Source organism: Streptomyces sp. DSM 41931 (assembly GCF_050271085.1).
GTDB classification, from domain to species: Bacteria; Actinomycetota; Actinomycetes; order Streptomycetales; family Streptomycetaceae; genus Streptomyces; species Streptomyces albogriseolus.
Map to the genome: position 1 here is coordinate 123,841 of NZ_CP189903.1, position 22,369 is coordinate 146,209.

Sequence of the window (22,369 nt, forward strand, 5' to 3'; positions counted from 1 at the left end):
CGTTCCCGACGACATGCGTCTGCCGCTGACGGCGGCACAGCTCGGCATCTGGTTCGCGCAGGCGAGGGACCCGCTCAGTCCCGTGTTCAACACCGGCGAGTACGTGGAACTCGCCGGCGACCTCGACCGGGACCGCTTCGAGGAAGCCCTGCGGACCGTGGCCGAGGCGACCGACGCCCTGCGCCTGCGCTTCGGCACGGACCCCGACGGCACGGTCCACCAGCACGTGGGCCCGGCCGAGTTCACGCTGCACCGCGTGGACGTCAGCGCCGCCGAGGACCCCGGCGCCGCGGCCGACGCCTGGATGGACGGCGTCCTCGCCACCCCGCTCGACGTCACCTCCGGCAGGCCCCTGTACACCCAGGCCCTGATCACCCTCGCCCCGGACCGTCACCGCTGGTTCCAGCACGCCCACCACCTGCTGCTGGACGGGTATGCCTTCCGCCTCGTGGCCGGGCAGGTCGCCCGCGCCTACCGGGGGGAACCGCTCGAGGACCTCCCCGGCGTCCGCGCCCTCGTCGACGCCGAACGCGCGTGGCGCGCGTCCGACGCCTACGCGGCCGACCGCGCCCACTGGCTGGCCGCGCCGCCCCCCGCCCCGGTCGCCCTCGCCGGCCGTGGCGCCCCGGCGGGGCCGGCCCCCGTACGCCGCACCGTCCTGCTGCCCGCCGCCGTGCGCGAGGGGCTCACCCGGCTGGCCGCCGCCGCGGACACCGGCTGGCAGGCCGCCTTCCCGGCCGCCGTCGCGGCGTACGCGCAGTGGCTGACCGGACAGCCGGAGGTCACGCTGCGGCTCCCGGTGACGGCCCGCCGCACCGCCGCCGCCCGTCGCGCCGTCGGATGCGTCGCCGGTGTCCTGCCGCTGCACCTCGCCCCGCGTCCCGCCGGCTCGCTCACCGGCCTGGTGGCCGCCGGGCGCGACGCGCTGACGCCCCTGCTGCGCCACCAGCGCTTCCCCTACGAGGAGGTCCGCCGCGCGCTCGGGCGGGTCGGGGAGGACGCCTCCGGCCCCGTGGTGAACGTGGCGGGGCACGACCACACCGCCGACTTCGGCCCGCTGCGGGCCACCGTGCACCCGGTGTCCACCGGCCCCGTCGACGACCTGAAGTTCTCGGTGTACGAGGAGGGCGCCGGGCTGCGCCTGCGTCTCGAGGCCAACCGGGCGCTTTACGACGAGGCCGCCACCGAGGGCCACCTGCGCCGCTTCACCCGCTTCCTGCACCGCCTCGCCTCCGCCGACCCCGCCGCCCCGCTGGCCCGGGTGCACGCCGCCGACGGACCGCCGCCCGCCCGTCCGGCCGCCGCCGGCGCCCCGGCCGGCACCCTGCACGGCCTGATCGCCCGGCGGGCCGCCGCCGCCCCCGACGCCGTGGCCGTCACCCACGGCGCCGAGCGGCTCACGTACGCCGAACTCGACACCCGCGCCAACCGGCTGGCGCACCGGCTCCTCGCGCAGGGCGCCGGTCCGGAACGGACCGTCGCCCTCGCCCTGCCGCGCTCCGCCGACCTGGTCGTGGCCCTCCTCGCGGTGCTGAAGACCGGCGCCGCCTACCTGCCACTCGACCCCGACTACCCCGAGGACCGCCTCGCCTGGATGATCGAGGACGCCCGGCCGGTGGCCGTCGTCGACGCGGCCGCGATGCGCGCGGACGACGGCGGCCCGGCCACCGACCCGGGCGTCGCCGTGGACCCGGCGAGCCCGGCCTACGTCATCTACACCTCCGGCTCCACCGGCCGTCCCAAGGGCGTGGTCGTCCCGCACGCCAACGTGGTGCGGCTGTTCACGGCCACCCGGCCCCTGTTCGGCTTCGGCCCCGACGACGTGTGGACCCTGTTCCACAGCTACGCCTTCGACTTCTCCGTCTGGGAGATCTTCGGCGCGCTGCTGCACGGCGGCCGGCTCGTCGTCGTGCCCTACACGGTCAGCCGCTCGCCCGACGGCCTCCTCGCCCTGCTGGCCCGCGAACGGGTCACCGTGCTCAGCCAGACGCCGAGCGCGTTCTTCCAGCTGGACGCCGCGGACCGGGACGCCGGCGGCCCGCCGCTCGCGCTGAAGCACGTCGTGTTCGGCGGCGAGGCGCTGGAACCCGCCCGGCTCGACGGCTGGTACGCCCGGCGCGGCGAAAGCGTCTCGCTGGTCAACATGTACGGCATCACCGAGACCACGGTGCACGTCACGCACGCCGCTCTCGGCCCCGGCGACACCGCCCCCGGCACCCGCTCCCCGGTCGGCGGCCCCCTGCCGCACCTCGCCGCCCGCGTCCTGGACCCCGCGCTGCGCCCGGTGCCGCCCGGCTTCGCCGGCGAGCTGTACGTCGCCGGCGACGGCCTCGCCCGCGGCTACCTCGGCCGCCCCGACCTGACCGCCGACCGGTTCGTCGCCGACCCCTACGGCCCGCCGGGCTCCCGCATGTACCGCACCGGCGACCTGGTGCGGCTGCTCGACGACGGCACCTTCGCCTACCTCGGGCGCGGCGACCACCAGGTGAAGATCCGGGGCTTCCGGATCGAACTCGGCGAGATCGAGAGCGTGCTGGCCTCCCACCCGGGCGTCGCCCAGGCCGCCGTCACCGTCCGCGAGGACCGGCCGGGCGACCGGCGGCTCGCCGCGTACGCCGTGCCCGCGGCCGGCGCCGCACCCGACCCGGCCGACTGGCGCGCGCTGTGCGCCCGCACCCTGCCCGCCCACAGCGTGCCCGCGTCGGTCACCGTGCTCGACGCGCTGCCGCTGACCGCCAACGGCAAGCTCGACCGCGCCGCGCTGCCCGCCCCTGACGCTCCCGGCGCCCCTGCCGCGGACCGGACCCCGCCCGCCGGCCCGGCCGAGGCGGCCGTGCGCGACGCCTTCGCCTCCGTGCTCGGCGTCGACGAGGTCGGCGGCGACGCCGACTTCTTCGCCCTCGGCGGGCACTCCCTGCTCGCCGGACGGCTCATCGCAGCCGTCCGCGACGCGCTGGGCGCCGAGATCACCGTCCAGGACCTGTTCGAGGCGCCCACCCCGGCCGCCCTGGCCGCCCGGGTCCGCGCCGCCGGCCCGCCCGGCCGGCCCCCGCTCGTGGCCCGCTCCGACGACGGCCCCGCCCCCATGTCGTACGCCCAGCACCGCATGTGGGTGCTGCGCGAGGTGGAGGACGCCGCCCCCACCTACAACATGCCGCTCGCGCTGCGCCTGTCCGGCCCGGTGAACCGCATGGCGCTGCGCGACGCCCTGTACGACGTCGTGGTCCGGCACGAGAGCCTGCGCACCGTGTACCCGCGCGGCGAGCACGGCGTCTCGCCCCGGGTGCTGCCGCCCGAGCAGGCCCGGCCCTGGCTGGTGGAGGCCCGCGTCCGGCCCGGCGACCTGCCCGCCGCGCTCACCCGGGCCGCCCGCACCCCCTTCGACCTCGACTGGCAACTGCCGGTCGTGGCACACCTGTTCACCCTGCCGGACGGGGACAACGTCCTGCTCCTGGTGCTGCACCACGTGGCCTGCGACGGCTGGTCGATGCGTCCGCTGCTCACGGACCTGTCCACCGCGTACGCCGCCCGGGTCACGGGCGAGGAGCCCTGCTTCCCGCCGCTGCCCGTCCGCTACGCCGACTTCGCACGGTGGCAGCGTGACCTCCTCGGCGACGAGGACGACCCGGCGAGCCTGGCCGGACGCCAGCTCGCCCACTGGGAACGCGCCCTGGCCGGCCTCCCCGACCAGCTGGAGCTGCCCGCCGACCGGCCCCGGCCGCCGGTCGCCGAGCACCGCGGCGGCTCCGTGCCGCTGCGCATCGGCCCCGAAGTGCACGCCGCCCTGGACGCGTTCGCCCGGGAGAACGGCGCCACCTGCCACATGGTGCTGCAGGCCGCGCTGGCCGCCCTGCTCACCCGGCTCGGCGCGGGCGCCGACATCCCCCTCGGCTGCCCCACCGCCTCCCGCCCCGACAGCGCCCTGGACGACGTCGTCGGCTTCTTCGTCAACCCGGTCGTGGTGCGCGCCGACACCTCCGGCGATCCCGCCTTCACCGAGCTGCTCGCCCGGGTGCGGGCCACCGCGCTGGAGGCCTACGCCCACCAGGACGTGCCCTTCGACCGGGTCGTCGAACGGCTCCAGCCGGAGCGGTCGGCCGCCCGCCACCCGCTGTTCCAGGTCGTGCTGTCCTACCAGGACTTCGAGGCCCGCCCCGTGCTCAAGGGCCTCGACGTGCGCCGGGAACCGGTCGAACTCGGCGTCGCCAAGTTCGACCTGACGTTCAACCTGGTCGAGCACCGCGACGGCCGGGACGGATGCGCCGGCATCGACGGCGACCTGGAGTACGACGTCGCGCTGTACGACCGGTCCACCGCCGAGTCCCTGGTGCGGCGCCTGCTGACGCTGCTCCGGGCGGCCGTCGCCGCCCCCGCGCTGCCGATCGGCGCCCACGACCTGCTGGACGACACCGAGCGCGCCCGCCTGGCCGCCTGGAACGACACCGCCCGGCCGGTGCCCGGCAGCGGGCTCGCCGAGCAGTTCGCGGCCCAGGCCCGGCGTACCCCCGACGCGGTCGCCGTGACCGGCGCCGACGGCGCCCACCTCACCTACGCCGAACTCGACGCGCGCTCCGGGCGGCTCGCCCGCCGGCTCGCCGACGCCGGCGTCGGACCCGAGAGCGCCGTCGTCGTGCTCCAGGAACGCTCCGCCGACCTGGTCGTCTCCCTGCTGGCGGTCCTGCGGGCCGGCGGCTACTACGTGCCGCTCAACACCCGCTACCCGGCCTCCCGGATGGCCCTGATCACCGAGGACGTCGGCGCCCGCGTCGTCCTCACCGACCGCGCCACCGACGCCGCGCACGCCTGCGCCTCCTGGGCGCCGCACGCCGAGGTCGTCGTCGTGGACGACGGCGGCGACGCGGAGCGCCGGCCGCTGCCCGCCGTGCCCGCCCACCCGCACCAGCTGGCGTACGTGATGTACACCTCCGGCTCCACCGGCCGGCCCAAGGGCGTGGCCATCACCCACGGCGACGTCTCCGCGCTGGCCGCCGACCGGTGCTGGCGCACCGGCAACCAGGAGCGCGTCCTGCTGCACTCCCCGTACTCCTTCGACACCTCCCAGTACGAGCTGTGGGTGCCGCTGGTGTCCGGCGGGGCCGTCGTCGTCGCCCCGCCCGGGGACCTGGACACCCGGGCCCTGGCCCGCGCGGTCGTCGAGGGCCGGGTCACCGGCATGTGGCTCACCTCCGGCCTGTTCAACCTGCTCGCCGAGGAGTCCCCGGAGTGCTTCACCGGCGTACGGGAGGTGTGGACGGGCGGCGACGTCGTCTCGCCCGCCGCGGTCGCCCGGGTCCTGGCCGCCTCGCCCGGCACCCTGGTCGTCGACGGCTACGGCCCGACCGAGACCACCACCTTCGCCACCCACCACTTCATGCGCGCGCCGTGGGAGCAGGAGACCACCGTCCCCATCGGCACCCCGCTGGACAACACCGCCTGCCATGTGCTGGACGACCGGCTGCGGCCCGTCCCGCCCGGCGTGGCCGGCGAGCTGTACATCGGCGGCGCCGGGCTGGCCCGCGGCTACCTCGGACGGCCCGACGCCACGGCCGAACGGTTCGTCGCCGACCCGTACGGCCCCGCGGGCGCCCGCATGTACCGCACCGGCGACCTGGTGCGCAGGCGCGGCGACGGCGTGCTGGAGTTCCTCGGCCGCGTCGACCACCAGGTCAAGATCCGCGGCTTCCGCATCGAACTGGGGGAGATCGAGTCCGTCCTCGGCTCCCACCCGCAGGTCGCCCAGTGCACCGTCCTGGTCCGGGAGGACCGCCCCGGGGACAAACGGCTCGTCGCCTACGTCGTCGCCGCGCCCGGCGCGGACCCCGGCGCCGCCGCGCTGCGCGCCCACGTCGCGGCCGCGCTGCCCGACTACATGGTGCCCGCGGCCTTCGTCGCGCTGCCCGCGCTGCCGCTCACCCCGAACGGCAAGCTCGACCGCCGGGCCCTGCCCGCGCCGGACTTCGGCGCGGCCACGGGCACGCACCGGGCACCCCGCACCCCCCGCGAGGAACTGCTCGCGGTGCTGTTCGCCGAGGTGCTCGGCGTGGAACGCGTCTCGGTCGACGACAGCTTCTTCGACCGCGGCGGCGACAGCATCATGGTCATCCAGCTGGTCGGCCGGGCCCGCCGCGCCGGACTGGTGCTGAACGCGGCACAGGTCTTCGAGCACAAGTCGGTCGCCGCCCTCGCCCAGGTCGCCGAGGGCGCCGCCGACCGGGCGCCCGCCGCGCCGGACGGCCTGACCGCCGAGCCGGCCGGCCCGGTGCCGCTCACCCCCGTCATGCACTGGCTGCGCGAACGCGGCGGCCCGGTCGAGGCGTTCAGCCAGACCATGGCCGTGCCCGTTCCGCCCCGCCTCGGCGAGGAACGCCTCACGGCCGCCCTCCAGACACTCGTCGACCACCACGACGTGCTGCGCGCGGTCCTCACCCGCGAGCCCCGGACGGCGGACGGCGCCACGGGCGAGGGCGCGACGCACGGCGGGGAGGCGGGCTGGACCCTGCGCATCGACCCGCCCGGCGCCGTCCGCGCGGCCGACTGGGTGCGCCGCGTCGACGCCGCAGGGAAGGACGCGGCGGCGCTGGCCGCGCTGACCGCCCGGGAGGCCGCCGCCGCCCGGGACCGGCTCGACCCGTTCACCGGCCGCACCGGCCAGGCCGTCTGGCTCGACGCCGGGGACGGCCACCCCGGAACGCTGCTGCTCACCCTGCACCACCTCGTCGTGGACGGCGTCTCCTGGCGCATCCTGCTGCCGGACCTGAAGGCCGCCTGGGAAGACCCGCACACGCCGCTGCCCCCGGTCGGCACCCCGTTCCGGGCCTGGGCCCTGCACCTGGCCGAACAGGCGCGCACGGAGCGGCGCGGCGGCGAACTCGCCCTGTGGACCAGGACCCTGGCGCACGGCGCCCGGCCGGTCACCGCCGAGCGGCTGGACCCCGCCCGCGACACCGCGGCCACCGCCCGCAGCGTCAGCCTGGACCTGGACCCCCGTACCAGCGCCGCCCTGCTCACCACCGTGCCCGCCGCGTTCCACGGCCGGGTCGACGACGTCCTGCTGACCGCGTTCGCGCTCGCGGTCGCCGACTGGCGCGGACGCCGCGGACTCGGGGACGACGACGCCGTCCTGGTGGACGTCGAGGGCCACGGCCGCGAACCGGGTGACAGCGCCGCCGAACTCTCCCGCACCGTCGGGTGGTTCACCTCCATCCACCCCGTCCTGCTCCGGCCGGGACCGCTCGACCGGCAGGACGCCCTGGCCGGCGGCGCCGCCGCGGGAACAGCCGTCAAGCGGGTCAAGGAACAGCTCAGGGAGATCCCCGACGGCGGCATCGGCCACGGGGTGCTGCGACACCTCGACGCCCGCGCCGCCCGCAGCCTGACCGCCCTCGCCCCGCACGGCACCCCCGACCTGGGCTTCAACTACCTGGGCCGGTTCCCCGCCCCCGACGGCGGCCTGTGGACCGCCGCCCCGGACGCGGACCTGATCGGGGACGGCGCGGGCGAACGGCTGCCGCTCGCCCACGCCCTCGAACTCAACGCCCTCACCCGCGACGGGAACGACGGCCCCCGGCTGACCGCCGTGTGGACCTGGGCGGGACGGCTCCTGGGCGAGGACGCCGTACGCGACCTCGCCGGCGGCTGGTTCCGGGCCCTGACCGCCCTGGCCGCCCACGCCGAACGACCCGAGGCGGGCGGGATCACCCCGTCCGACCTGTCCCTGGTCCAGCTCAGCCAGGACCAGATCGACCAGCTCGAAGCCGCCTGGAAGGTAGCCCGATGACGCAGTCCGGACTCGCCGACGTCCTGCCCCTGACCCCGCTCCAGGAAGGGCTGCTCTTCCAGGTCGCCTACGCGGCGCAGGCCGGCGGCCCGGACGTCTACACCGTCCAGCTGGTGTTCGACCTGCGCGGCCCGCTGGACGAGGAGTCGCTGAGGACGGCGGCCGGCGCCCTGCTGCGCCGCCACCCCAACCTGCGCGCCGGATTCTGGCAGCAGAACGTGGACCGGCCGGTGCAGTTCGTCCCGCGCGACGTGCCGCTGCCCTGGCGGCGCCTGGACCTCACCGGGCTCGCCGACGACGAACAGCGGCTCAGGGCGGACGACTTCGTCGCCGCGGACCGCGCCGAACGCTTCGACCCGGGCGCCCCGCCGCTGCTGCGCTGCGGTCTGCTCGCCTTCGGTCCCGACCACCACAGGCTGGTGCTGACCACCCACCATCTGCTGTTCGACGGCTGGTCCATGCCGCTGCTGGTGCGCGAGCTGTTCACGCTGTACGCGCACCACGGCGACGACTCGGCCCTGGCGCCCGTCACCCCCTACCGGGCCTATCTGGCCTGGCTCGCCGGGCAGGACCGGGACGCGGCCCGCGCCGCCTGGCGCACCGCGCTGGCCGGACTGGAGGAGCCGAGCCTGGTCGCCGCCGGGCGCGGCCGGGGCGCGGACGGCGGAGCCGCGCTGCCCGGACAGATCTGGCACGAGGTGGACGAGACCACCACCGGACGGCTGACCGCCCTCGCCCGCTCCCTCGGCCTGACCCCCAACACCCTGGTGCAGGGCGTCTGGGCACTGCTGCTCGGCAGCGAACTGGGCCGCGACGACGTGGTGTTCGGCGCCACCGTCTCCCACCGCCCGCCCGAGATACCCGGCATCGAGTCCACCATCGGCATGTTCGTCAACACCCTGCCGGTGCGGGTCCGCGTCCGCCCCTGGGAGACGCTCGGCGAGCTGCTGGCCCGTGTGCAGCGGGAGCAGGCCGCGCTCATCGAGCACCGCCACCTGTCCCTGAGCGAGATCCAGTCGGCCGCCGGCGCCGGTGAACTCTTCGACACGGTCGTCGTGTTCGAGAACTACCCGCTGGACCCCGAGGTGCTCCGCGCCGAGGCCCGCGGGCTGCGCCTGGCCTCCTTCGAGGTCGGCGACGCCACCCACTATCCGCTGAGCCTGCTCGCCATCCCCGGCGAGCGGCTCCGCTTCCGCCTCGACCACCGCGCCGACGTGCTGGACACCGCCGGCGCCGAACGGCTGCTGCGCCGCCTGGACGCCCTGCTCGCCCAGGTCGCCGAACACGGAGCCGGCCTGCCCGTCGGCCGCGCCGCGCTGCTGACGGCCGACGAGCGCGCCCACGCCCTCGCCCTCTCCCGCGGACCCTCCTCCGACGCCCCCGCCGGCCGGACCCTGCCCGAGCTGTTCGAGGCGCAGGTGGCGCGTACGCCGGATGCGGTGGCGTTGGTGGTGGGGGGTGAGTCGTGGACGTATGCGGAGGTGAACGCGCGGGCGAACCGGTTGGCGCGGTGGCTGGTGGGCCGGGGTGCGGGCCCTGAGCGCATCGTGGCGTTGCGGTTGCCGCGGTGTGCGGGGCTGTACGTGGCGCTGTTGGCCGTGTTGAAGGCGGGTGCGGCGTATCTGCCGGTGGATGTGGCGTATCCGGAGGAGCGGATCGCGTTGATGCTCCAGGACGCGTCGCCTGCTCTGGTGCTCACGCCGGAGGAGGTGGAGGCGGATCTGTCGAGGTTCGAGGCGGGGGATCTGACGGACGGTGAGCGGCTCGCGCCGCTGCTGCCGCACCACCCGGCGTACGTGATCTACACGTCGGGTTCCACCGGCCGGCCCAAGGCCGTGGTCATGCCGGGATCCGCCCTGGTCAACCTCCTCACCTGGCACCAGCGGGAGATACCCGGCGGCACCGGCACGGTGGTCGCCCAGTTCACCACCATCGGCTTCGACGTCGCCAGCCAGGAGATCCTCTCCGCGCTGCTGCACGGCAAGACCCTCGCCGTGCCCGCCGAGGACGTGCGCCGCAGCGCCGAGCTGCTGACCGCCTGGCTCGACGAACAGCGCGTCACGGAGCTCTACGCGCCGAACCTCGTCGTGGAGGCGGTCGCGGAGGCCGCCGCCGAGCAGGGCCGCACCCTGCCCGCGCTGCGGCACGTGGTGCAGGCGGGCGAGGCGCTCGGACTCGGCGCCGCCGTGCGCGCCTTCACCGGCGCCGTCCCCGGACGGCGGCTGCACAACCACTACGGGCCCGCCGAGACCCATGTGACGACCGGCACCGCCCTGCCCGCCGGCCCCGCGGGCTGGAGCGACCCGGCGCCGGTCGGCCGTCCCGTCGCCGGCACCCGCGTCCTCGTGCTGGACGGTGCGCTGCGTCCGGTGCCGCCGGGTGTCACGGGTGAGCTGTATCTGGCGGGCGCGGGGGTGGCGCGCGGGTATCTGAACCGTCCGGAGCTGACGGCGGAGCGGTTCGTGGCCGATCCCTACGCTCCGCCGGGGTCCCGTATGTACCGCACGGGTGACCTGGGACGGTGGCGGGCGGACGGGGAGCTGGAGTTCGCCGGGCGCGCGGACCACCAGGTGAAGATCCGCGGCTTCCGGATCGAGCCGGGGGAGGTGGAGGCCGCGCTCGCCGCCCTGCCGGGCGTCGCCCACGCCGCCGTCCTCGCCCGCGAGGACCGCCCCGGCGACAAGCGCCTCGTCGGCTACGTCGTCCCGGCCCACGACGCCACCGACCCCGCCGCGCTGCGCACCGCGCTGGCCCGGACCCTGCCCGACCACATGGTGCCCGCCGCGATCGTCGTCCTCGACGCGCTGCCGCTCACCCCCAACGGCAAACTGGACCGGGCCGCGCTCCCCGCGCCCCGGACCACCGCGGCCGCCCGCCGCACCCCGCGCTCCCCGCGGGAGGAGATCCTCTGCGGCCTGTTCGCCGAGGTGCTCGGACTCACCGGCCCCGTCCACATCGACGACGACTTCTTCGCGCTGGGCGGGCACTCGCTGCTCGCCACCCGGCTGATCAGCCGCGTCCGCAGCGTCCTCGGCGCCGAACTGCCGCTGCGCGAGCTGTTCGAGGCCCCCACGGTCGCCCGGCTCGCCGAACGCCTCGACGGCGCCGAGGGCGCCCGTCCCGCGCTGCGGCCGGTCGCCCCGGAGCGGCGCCCGTCCCGGCTGCCGCTGTCCCACGCCCAGCGCCGGCTGTGGTTCCTCGGCCGCCTCGACGGCCCCAACAACACCTACAACATCCCGCTCGCCCTCCGGCTGCGCGGTGACGTCGACCGCGCCGCGCTGCGCGCCGCCCTCGCCGACCTGACCGCCCGGCACGAGACCCTGCGCACCGTCTACCCCGCGGACGCCGGCGAGCCGTACCAGGAGATCCTGCCGCCCGGCGAGGCGGTACCCGGCCTCGAGACCGCCGTCACCGACGAGGAGCACCTCGCCGGCCGGTTGGCCGAGGCGGCCGGCCGGCCCTTCGACCTCACGCGTGACCTGCCGTTGCGGGCGGTGCTGTTCGAGCTGGGCGAGCGGGAGCATGTGCTGCTGTTGCTGCTGCACCACATCGCGGGCGACGGCTGGTCCCTCGCCCCGCTGACGCGGGACCTGGCCACCGCGTACGCCGCCCGCCGCGAGGGCCGCGCCCCCGCGTTCACGCCGCTGCCCGTCAGCTATGCCGACTACACGCTGTGGCAGCGCGACCTGCTCGGCGACGCCGACGACCCGGCGAGCCCGCACGCCGCCCAGCTCGCCCACTGGCGCGACGCCCTGTCCGGGGCCCCCGCCCAGCTCGACCTGCCCACCGACCACGCCCGGCCGGCCGTCGCCTCGCACCGCGGCGCCACCGTCGCGTTCCGGCTCGACGCCGCTCTGCACGACCGGCTCGCCGCGCTCGCCACCGCCTGCGACAGCAGCCTGTTCATGGTGCTCCAGGCCGCCTTCGCCGCCGTGCTCACCCGGCACGGGGCGGGCACCGACATCCCCATCGGCAGCCCCGTCGCCGGCCGCACCGACGACGCGCTCGACCAGCTGGTCGGGTTCTTCGTCAACACCCTGGTGCTGCGCACCGACACCTCCGGCGACCCCGCCTTCCGCGACCTCGTGCGCCGGGTGCGCGAGGTCGACCTGGCCGCCTACACCCACCAGGACCTGCCGTTCGAGAAGCTCGTCGAGGAGCTCAACCCCGAGCGGACGCTCGCCCGCAACCCGCTCTTCCAGGTGGTCCTCGCCCTGCAGTCGATGCCCGCCCCCGACACGGCCCTGCCGGGCCTGGACGTCGCCGTGGAGCCGGTGCGGGTGGGCTTCGCCAAGTTCGACCTCGGTCTCGCCGTCGTCGAGGAGCACACCGCCGACGGCGAGCGGGCCGGGATCCGCGGCGACTGGGAGTACAGCACCGAGCTGTTCGAGCGCGGCACCGTGGAGGCCCTCGGCGAACGTCTGGAACGCTTCCTGCGCGCCGTCGCCGAGGACCCCGGGCGGACCATCGGATCGGTCGACCTGCTCGGCCCGGCCGAACGCCACCGGCTGCTGGTCGACGTCAACGCCCCCGAGGCGGGGACGGTCCGCCCGGCCACGCTGCCCGCCCTGTTCGAGGAGCAGGCCGCCCGCACCCCCGACGCCGTCGCGGTGGTCATGGGCGCGCGGTCGCTCACGTACGCGGAACTGAACGCGCGGGCCAACCGGCTGGCGCGCCGGCTGGCCGAGCGGGGCGCGGGCCCCGAGCACGTCGTGGCGCTCCAGCTGCCGCGCACGGCGGACCTGGTGACGGCCGTCCTCGCGGTCTGGAAGGCCGGCGCCGCCTACCTGCCCGTCGACCCCGGCTACCCGGACGAGCGGATCGCGTTCATGCGGGCCGACGCCCGGCCGTCCCTGGTCCTCACCCCCGACACTCTCGCCGCCGACCTCGAGGCCGCCGCCGGGTACCCCGCCACCGACCTCCGCGACGCCGACCGGGCGGCCCCGCTGCTGCCGAACCACCCCGCCTACGTCATCTACACCTCCGGCTCCACCGGCACCCCCAAGGGGGTCGTGGTCGCGCACGCCTCCGTCACCGCCACGATCCCGCCCCAGGCCGCGCGGTTCGGTCTCGGTCCGCGCAGCAGGGTGCTCCAGTTCGCCTCGATCAGCTTCGACGCCGCCCTGTGGGAGCTGACGGCCGCCCTGCTCACCGGCGCCGGACTGGTCCTCGCCACCGCCGACGAACTGCTGCCAGGACCCGGCCTCGCCGACCTGGTCCGCGAGCAGGGCGTCACGCTGCTCGCCCTGCCGCCCGGCGCCCTGCCCGCCCTGCCCGACGGCGCCCTGCCTCCCGGCACGGACCTCATCGTCGCCGGCGACGCGACCGCCCCCGACCAGGCCGCCCGGTTCGGCCCCGGCCGGCGCCTGGTCAACGCCTACGGTCTGACCGAGAGCACCGTGTGCGCCACCCTGAGCGCCCCCGTCACCGGCGCGGTCTCCCCGCCCATCGGCCGCCCGGTCGGCGCGGCCCGCGTCTACGTCCTCGACGAGCGGCTGCGGCCCGTGCCGCCCGGCGTCACCGGCGAGATCCACATCGCCGGGCCCGGCGTCGCCCGCGGCTACCTCGGCCGCCCCGGGCTGACCGGCGAACGGTTCGTCGCCGACCCCTTCGCGCCGCTGTTCGGCGAGCGCGGCGCCCGGATGTACCGCACCGGCGACCTGGGCCGGTGGCGGGCCGACGGAGAGCTGGAGTTCGCGGGCCGCGCCGACCAGCAGGTCAAGATCCGCGGCTTCCGCATCGAGCCCGGCGAGATCGAGACCGTCCTCACCGGCCACCCGGACGTCACGGCCGGCGCCGTCGTCGCCCGGGAGGCCGGGCCCGGCGACAAGCACCTCGTCGCCTACGTCGTCCGCGAGACCGCCACCGGCGACCCGACGGCCGCGGACGAGGCCGGCGGCGACGGACAGGTCGAGCGATGGCGCGAGACCTACGACTCCCTGTACGAGGCCGAGCCCGGGCACGCCTTCGGCGCCGACTTCTCCGGCTGGAACAGCAGCTACACCGCCGACGCCATCCCCCTCGAGGAGATGACCGAGTGGCGGGCCGCGTCCGTGGAGCGGATCCTCGCCCTGCGCCCGCGCCGGGTCCTGGAGATCGGCTGCGGTACCGGCCTGATCCTCTCCCAGGTCGCCCCGCACGTCGCCGAGTACTGGGGGACCGACCTGTCCGCACCGGTCGTCGACCAGCTCCGCCGGCACCTCGACGCCCGTCCCGAACTGGCCGACAGGTGCACCCTGCTCACCCGTCCCGCGCACGACACCGACGGCCTGCCCGCAGGACACTTCGACACCGTCGTGCTGAACTCCGTCGTCCAGTACTTCCCCGACGCCGGATACCTGGCCGCGGTGGTGCGCCGCGCGGCCGCGCTCCTCGCCCCCGGCGGCACGATCTTCCTCGGCGACATCCGCAACCTGCGCACCCTGCGCGCCTTCCGCACCGCCGTCGAACTGCGCCGCGCCGGCGCCTACGCGGACCCCGCCGCGATACGCCGCTCCGTCGCCCAGTCGATCGCCGCCGAGAAGGAACTGCTGCTCGACCCCGACTACTTCACCGCCCTCGCCGCCGACGACCCGCACCTGGTCCTCGCCGACGTCACCCTGCGCGCGGGAGCCCACCACAACGAGATGAGCCGGCACCGCTACGACGTCCTGCTGCGCCGGGCCGCGGACGGCCCGGCGCCGGACGGGAAACGGCTGCGCTGGGGCACGGACGTCCGCACCGCCGGCGAGCTGCGCCGCGCCCTGAGCGGGGACGGCGCCGTACGGGTCACCGGCATACCCAACGCCCGGCTGGTCCGCGAGCACCGCGCGCTCGCCGCGCTGGAACGCGGCGACGCCGCCGGGGCCGCCGCCCTCCTGGACGCGCCCGCCCCCGACGACGCCGTCGACCCGCACGACGTGCACCGCTGGGGCGCCCGCTGCGCCTGGGGCGCACCGGACGACACCTTCGAGGCGTACGCGGGCCCCGGCGCCGCCCACCGGCCGCGCCCGGCCGCCGCACGCGCCCTGGCCAACGACCCCTCACGCGCCGAGCGCGACGCGCGGGTCGTCGACGAACTGCGCGCCCTGGTGGCCGAACGGCTGCCCGCGCACATGGCGCCCGCCGCGTACGTCGTCCTGGACGCCCTGCCGCTCACCGCCAACGGCAAGCTCGACCGGGACGCGCTGCCCGCACCCGACCTGGGGTCCGCCGCGGCCGGCCAGGCGCCGCGCACCCGGCGGGAGGAGATCCTCGCCGCCCTCTTCGCGGAGGTCCTCGGGCTGCCCGGGGTCGGCGTCGACCGCAGCTTCTTCGACCTGGGCGGGCACTCGCTGCTGGCCACCCGGCTGCTGAGCCGCATCCGCACCGTGCTGGGCGCGGAACTCGCCGTACGCGACCTGTTCCAGGCGCCCACCGTCGCCGAGCTCGCCGAACGCGTCGACGGCGCGGACGAGGCCCGGCCCGCGCTCACCGCACGGCCGCGCCCCGCGGAGGTGCCGCTGTCGTTCGCCCAGTACCGGCTGTGGTTCCTGCACCGCATGGAGGGACCCGGCGCCACCTACAACATCCCGATGAGCCTGCGGCTGACCGGCAGCCTCGACACCGCCGCGCTGCGGGCCGCGCTCGCCGACGTCGTCGCCCGCCACGAGGCGCTGCGCACCGTCTACCCGGAGCGCGGCGGCGTCCCGCGCCAGCAGGTCCTGGACCCGGTGGCGCCCGCCTTCGAGACCGTGCCGACCACGCCCGGACGGCTCGAGGAGGACCTGACCCGCGCCGCCCGCCGCAGCTTCGACCTGGCCGGCGAACTCCCTCTGCGCGCGGTGCTGTTCGAGCTGGGCGAGCGCGAGCACGTGCTGCTGCTGCTCATGCACCACATCGCCGGCGACGGATGGTCCTGGCCGCCACTGGCCCGCGATCTCGGCGACGCGTACGCCGCCCGACGCGAGGGCCGCGCTCCCGGCTTCGCGCCGCTGCCGGTCCAGTACGCCGACTACACGCTGTGGCAGCGTGAGCTGCTCGGCGACGAGCAGGACCCCGACAGCCGCCTCGCGCGCCAGATCGAGCACTGGACGAGGACGCTGGACGGCGTCCCCGAGGAACTCACGCTGCCCACCGACCACCCCCGTCCCGCCGTCGCCTCGCACCGCGGCGACATGGTGCCCTTCACCGTCGACGCGGACCTGCACCGCCGGCTGAACGCCCTGGCCGGCAGCGCGCGGGCCAGCCTGTTCATGGTGGTCCAGGCCGCCTTCGCCGCGTTGCTGACCCGGCACGGGGCGGGCACCGACATCCCCGTCGGCAGCCCCGTCGCCGGGCGCACCGACGAGGCGCTGGACGACCTGGTCGGGTTCTTCGTCAACACGCTGGTGCTGCGCACCGACACCTCCGGCGATCCCACCTTCCGGGAACTGCTGGAACGGGTCCGGGAGGCGGACCTGGCCGCCTACGCCCACCAGGACGTGCCCTTCGAGAAGCTCGTCGAACGGCTGCGCCCCGAGCGCTCACTCTCCCGCCACCCGCTGTTCCAGGTGATGCTGGCGTTCCAGAACAGCGGCGAGGCCCGCCTCGACCTGCCCGGCCTCACCGCCGAGGCGCTTCCGGTCGGCGTCGGCGTCGCCAAGTTCGACCTGCACCTGAGCATGGTCGAGCTGCGCTCCGGCGACGGCGCACCCGGCGGCATCCGCGCCGCCCTGGAGTTCAGCACCGACCTGTTCGAGCGGGGCACCGCGGAGGCGCTCGCCGAACGGCTGCTGCGCCTGCTGCGGGCCGTCGCCGACGACCCCGACACCACGATCGGCCGCCTGGAACTCCTCAGCCCCGACGAGCGCCGCCGGGTCCTCACCGGCTGGAACACCACCGAAGCGCCGCGTCCCGCGCCCGGCACCCGGGTCCCCGAGCTGTTCGAGGCGCAGGTGGCGCGTACGCCGGATGCGGTGGCGTTGGTGGTGGGGGGTGAGTCGTGGACGTATGCGGAGGTGAACGCGCGGGCGAACCGGTTGGCGCGGTGGCTGGTGGGGCGGGGTGCGGGTCCTGAGCGCATCGTGGCCTTGCGGTTGCCGCGGTGTGCGGGGCTGTACGTGGCGGTGCTGGCGGTGCTGAAGGCGGGTGCGGCGTATCTGCCGGTGGATGTGGCGTATCCGGAGGAGCGGATCGCGTTGATGCTTCAGGACGCGTCGCCTGCTCTGGTGCTCACGCCGGAGGAGGTGGAGGCGGATCTGTCGGGGTTGGATGCGGGGGATCTGACGGACGGTGAGCGGCTCGCGCCGCTGCTGCCGCACCATCCGGCGTACGTGATCTACACGTCGGGTTCCACCGGCCGGCCCAAGGCCGTGGTCATGCCCGGCGCCGGACTGGTCAACCTCCTCACCTGGCACGCCCGCCGCTTCCCCGGCGGCCCCGGAACGCGCACCGCGCAGTTCACCGCGATCGGCTTCGACTTCTCCGTGCAGGAGATCCTCTCCCCGCTCGTCATGGGCAAGACCCTCGTGGCGCCCGACGAGCCGACCCGGCACAGCGCCGAACTGCTGGCCGCCTGGCTGGACGAGCAGCGCGTGAACGAGCTGTTCGCACCGAACCTCGTCGTGGAGGCGGTCGCGGAGGCCGCCGCCGAGCAGGGCCGCACCCTGCCCCACCTGACCGACGTCCTCCAGGGCGGCGAGGCCCTCGTGCCCGGCCCCCGGGTGCGCGACTTCGCGTACGCCGTCCCCGGCCGGCGGCTGCACAACGTCTACGGACCCGCCGAGACCCACGCCGTCACCACCCACACCCTGCCCGCCGATCCGGCCGAGTGGCCCGCCGCCGCCCCCATCGGGCGGCCCGTGGACCACGACCGCGTCCTCGTGCTGGACGGTGCGCTGCGTCCGGTGCCGCCGGGTGTCACGGGTGAGCTGTATCTGGCGGGCGAGGGGGTGGCGCGCGGGTACTTGAACCGTCCGGAGCTGACGGCGGAGCGGTTCGTGGCCGATCCCTACGGTCCGCCGGGGTCCCGTATGTACCGCACGGGTGATCTGGGACGGTGGCGGGCGGACGGGGAGCTGGAGTTCGCCGGGCGCGCGGACCACCAGGTGAAGATCCGCGGTTTCCGGGTCGAGCCGGGGGAGGTGGAGGCCGCGCTCGCCGCCCTGCCGGGCGTCGCCCGCGCCGCCGTCCTCGCCCGCGAGGACCGGCTGGTCGCCTACCTCGTCGGCGACGGCCCGGACACCGACGCCGTACGCGCCGCCCTGGGCCGGGTCCTGCCGGACTTCATGGTGCCGTCCGCGTACGTGGTGCTCGACGCGCTGCCGCTGACCCCCAACGGCAAACTGGACCGGGCCGCGCTGCCCGACCCCGCCCCCGCGCCGGGCGCCGGACGCGGCCCGCGCACCCCCGGCGAGGAGATCCTGTGCGGGCTGTTCGCCGAGATCCTCGCGGTGGACCGACCGGTCCGCGCCGACGACGACTTCTTCGCGCTGGGCGGGCACTCGCTGCTCGCCACCCGGCTGATCAGCCGCATCCGCAGCGTCCTCGGCGCGGAGGTCTCGCTGCGGGACCTGTTCGAGCGCCCCACCCCGGCCGGCCTCGCGTCCCTCGCCGCCTCGGCCGGCGACGGACGCCGTCCCGCCCTGGCGCCCGCCGCCGAACGGCCCGACCCGCTCCCGCTGTCGTACGCCCAGCGCCGGCTGTGGTTCCTCGGCCGCCTCACGGACGACGACCCCGGCTACAACATGCCCGTGGGACTGCGTCTGACCGGCGCCCTGGACGCCGAGGCGCTCGCCGCCGCACTGGCCGACCTGACCGAGCGGCACGAGACGCTGCGCACCGTCTTCCCCGAGGGCGAGGACGGCAGCCCCTGCCAGCTGGTGCTCGGGCCCGAGGCGGCCCGGCCGGCGCTCGAGGTGTGCCGGACCACCGAGGACGAGCTTCCCGGCGCACTGGCCCGGGCGGCCCGGCACCGCTTCGACCTCACGCGTGATCTGCCGTTGCGGGCGGTGCTGTTCGAGCTGGGCGAGCGGGAGCATGTGCTGCTGTTGCTGCTGCACCACATCGCGGGCGACGGCTGGTCCCTGGCCCCGCTGACGCGGGACCTGGCCACCGCGTACGCCGCCCGCCGCGAGGGCCGCGCCCCCGCGTTCACGCCGCTGCCCGTCAGCTATGCCGACTACACGCTGTGGCAGCGCGACCTGCTCGGCGACGCCGACGACCCGTCCGGCACCGCCGCCCGGCAGTTCGCCTACTGGCACGAGGCGCTGGCGCAGCTTCCCGAGGAGATCCAGCTGCCCGCCGACCGGCCACGCCCTGCCACCCCCGGCCATCGCGGCGAGGCGGTGTTCCGCACCCTCGACGCCGGTCTGCACCAGACCCTGCTCGACCTCGCCCGCTCCGGCGGCGCCAGCCTGTTCATGGTGTTGCACGCCGCCCTCGCCGCCGTGCTGACCCGGCACGGGGCGGGCACCGACATCCCCGTGGGCAGCCCCGTCGCCGGGCGCACCGACGAGGCGCTGGACGACCTGGTCGGGTTCTTCGTCAACACGCTGGTGCTGCGCACCGACACCTCAGGCGATCCCACCTTCCGGGAACTGCTGGACCGGGTCCGGGAGGCGGACCTGGCCGCCTACGCCCACCAGGACGTGCCCTTCGACCGGCTGGTGGAGGACCTCGGACCGGGCCGGTCCCTGTCCCGGCACCCGCTGTTCCAGGTGCTGCTCGCCCTGCAGAACACGCCCGAGGCCGACCTCGCCCTGCCCGGCCTCACCGTCCGGCCCGAGGTCGTCGCCCTCGGCGCCGCCAAGTTCGACCTCACCTTCAACCTGGCCGAGCGGCACGGCCCCGACGGCACGGCCGGAGGCATCGACGCCGTCCTCGAATACAACACCGACCTGTTCGAGCGCACCACCGCCGAGGCGCTCACCGACCGTCTCGTGGCCTTCCTGCGGGCGGTCGCCGCCGACCCCGACCTGCCGGTCGCCGAGGTGCCGATCCTCGCGAGCGGCGAACGCCACCTCGTCCTGACCGGGTGGAACGACACCTCCTGGGCGCCCGGCCGCACGGCCGCCGACGCGTCGCTGCCGCGGCGCTTCGCCGAACAGGCCGCCCGCACCCCCGACGCGGTCGCCGTCACCGAACCCGACGGCGTCACCTGGACGTACGCCGAACTCGACGCCCGGGCCAACCGGCTGGCCCGCCGGCTCGTCGCCCGGGGCGTCACCCCGGAGACACCCGTCGCCGTGCTCCAGGAACGCTCCGCGCACCTGGTGGCCGCCACCCTCGCGATCCTCAAGGCGGGCGGCGTCTACGTGCCGCTGCACACGGGCTATCCCGAGGAGCGGATGCGGCACGTCCTCGCCGACACCGGGGCGGAACTGCTGCTCACCGACGCCCGCCACGCCGCCGCCGCGTCCCGGCTGGGCGTGACGGCCCTCGCCGCCGACGAGGACACCTCCACGGACGACGCCACCGCGCCGGACGTCACGGTTCCGCCGGACGCGCTCGCCTACATCATGTACACCTCCGGATCCACCGGCGTCCCCAAGGGAATCGGCATCACGCACCGCGACGCCGTCGCGCTCGCCGTCGACCGCTGCTGGGAGACCGGCGCCGCCTCCCGGGTGCTGATGCACTCGCCGTACGCCTTCGACATCTCCACCTACGAACTGTGGAGCCCGTTGCTGGCCGGCGGCCGCATCGTCGTCGCCCCGCCCGGCGAACTGGACGCCGCCGTGCTGCGCCGCGTCCTCGCCGAGCAGGGCGTCACCTCCCTGCTGCTGACCGCGGGTCTGTTCGGCGTCGTCGCGGACGAGGACCCCGGCGTCTTCACGGGCGTGCGCGACGTGTGGACGGGCGGCGACGTCGTCCCGCCCACCGCCGTGCGCCGCGTCCTCGCCGCCTGCCCGGGCACCGTCGTCAAGGTGCTGTACGGGCCCACCGAGATCACCCTCGGCTGCACCTGGCACCGGTTCACCGACCCCGGCCGGGTCCCCGCGTCCGTGCCCATCGGACGCCCGCTGGACGAGACCCGCGCCTACGTGCTCGACGAGCGGCTGCGGCCCGTGCCGCCCGGTGTGCCGGGCGAGCTGTACATCGCGGGCGCCGGCCTGGCCCGCGGCTACTGGGCCCAGCCCGCGCGCACCGCCGAACGGTTCACGGCCGACCCGTTCGCCGGGCTCTTCGGCGACACCGGCGGCCGCATGTACCGCACCGGCGACATCGCGCGCCGCACCACGGGCGGCGTCCTGGAGTTCCTCGGCCGCGCCGACCAGCAGGTCAAGATACGCGGCTTCCGCGTCGAACCCGGCGAGATCGAGACCGCGCTCGCCGCCCACCCCGACGTCACCCGGGCCGTCGTCACCGCGCGCCCCGGACGGGCCGGCGACACCGTCCTCGTCGCCCACCTGGTCCCCGCGCCCGACGCCGGCCCCGGCGCCCTGGAACCGGCGCGGCTGCGCGCCGAACTGGAGCGGTCCCTGCCCGACTACATGGTGCCCGCCGCGTTCGTCACGCTCGACTCCCTGCCGGTCACCCCCAACGGCAAGCTCGACCGGGACGCCCTGCCCGAGCCGGAGTGGGGCGCGGGCGGCGGGCGGCTGCCCCGCAACCCGCGCGAGGAACTGCTCTGCGACCTGTTCGCCGAGGTGCTCGGCGCCGGCCGCGTCGGCATCGACGACAACTTCTTCGAGCTCGGCGGACACTCCATGCTCGCCACCCGCCTCGCCGGCCGGATCAAGACGGTCCTCGGGGCCGACGTCGGCGTGCGCACCCTCTTCGAGGCGCCCACCGTCGCCGCGCTGCTCGCCCGCGTCGACGGAACCGCGGGCGAGGACGGCCCGGACCCCTTCGGCGTGGTGCTGCCGCTGCGCGCGGGGGGCGGGCGGCCCCCGCTGTTCTGCGTCCACCCGGCCGGCGGTTTCGGCTGGGTCTACTCGGCGCTGCTCCGGCACACCGACCGCGACCAGCCGCTGTACACCCTGCAGGCCCGCGGCCTCAGCCACGACGAACCGCTGCCCGGCGACATCCACGCCATGGCCCGCGACTACGCCGAACAGATCCGCAAGACCGCGCCGCGGGGCCCCTACCAGCTGCTCGGCTGGTCCTTCGGCGGACTCGTCGCCCACGCCGTGGCCACCCGGCTGCAGGCCGAGGGCGCCGAGGTGAGCCTGCTGGCCGTGCTCGACGGCTATCCCGACGCCTACGACGGGACCACCCGGCACGACGTCGGCGAGGAACAGGTCCTCGCCCTCCTGCTCAACGCGGCCGGCGCCGACCGCGCCGCCCTCGGCGACGGGCCGCTGGAGCGGACCGCCGTGCTCGGCGCCCTGCGCGCGAGCGGCAGCGCGCTCGCCCACCTCGACGACGCCGCGATCGGCCGGATGACGCGGGTCTTCCTCAACAACACCCGGCTCATCGAGGACTTCACCCCGCACCGCTTCGACGGCGACCTGGTGTTCTTCGCCGCCACCCGCGACCGCACCCGCCCGGACCTCACCCCCGCCTCGTGGGGCCCCCATGTCACGGGCCGTGTCGAGGAGCACTCCCTGGACACCGACCACGCCGGCCTGGCCCGGCCGGACGTTCTCGGCGTCATCGCCCGCACCCTCGCGGACCGCGACGCGCGCAGCACCCGTACCTGACCGATCG

General features: G+C 76.1%; 2 protein-coding genes. Both read left to right on the forward strand.

Going from position 1 to position 22,369, the window contains the following annotated elements:
- The first annotated feature begins 13 nt into the window (after positions 1–13).
- The gene (locus ACP7TJ_RS32560) at positions 14–7,777 is read left to right on the forward strand and encodes an amino acid adenylation domain-containing protein (RefSeq protein WP_427767678.1); all 7,764 of its coding nucleotides are present in this window, start codon (positions 14–16) and stop codon (positions 7,775–7,777) included.
- Positions 7,774–22,362 carry an amino acid adenylation domain-containing protein gene (locus tag ACP7TJ_RS32565; protein WP_427767681.1) on the forward strand — a complete coding sequence of 4,863 codons (14,589 nt, stop codon included), beginning with the start codon at positions 7,774–7,776 and terminating at the stop codon, positions 22,360–22,362. Before ACP7TJ_RS32560 ends, ACP7TJ_RS32565 begins: the two co-directional genes overlap by 4 nt.
- Positions 22,363–22,369 lie beyond the last annotated feature (7 nt).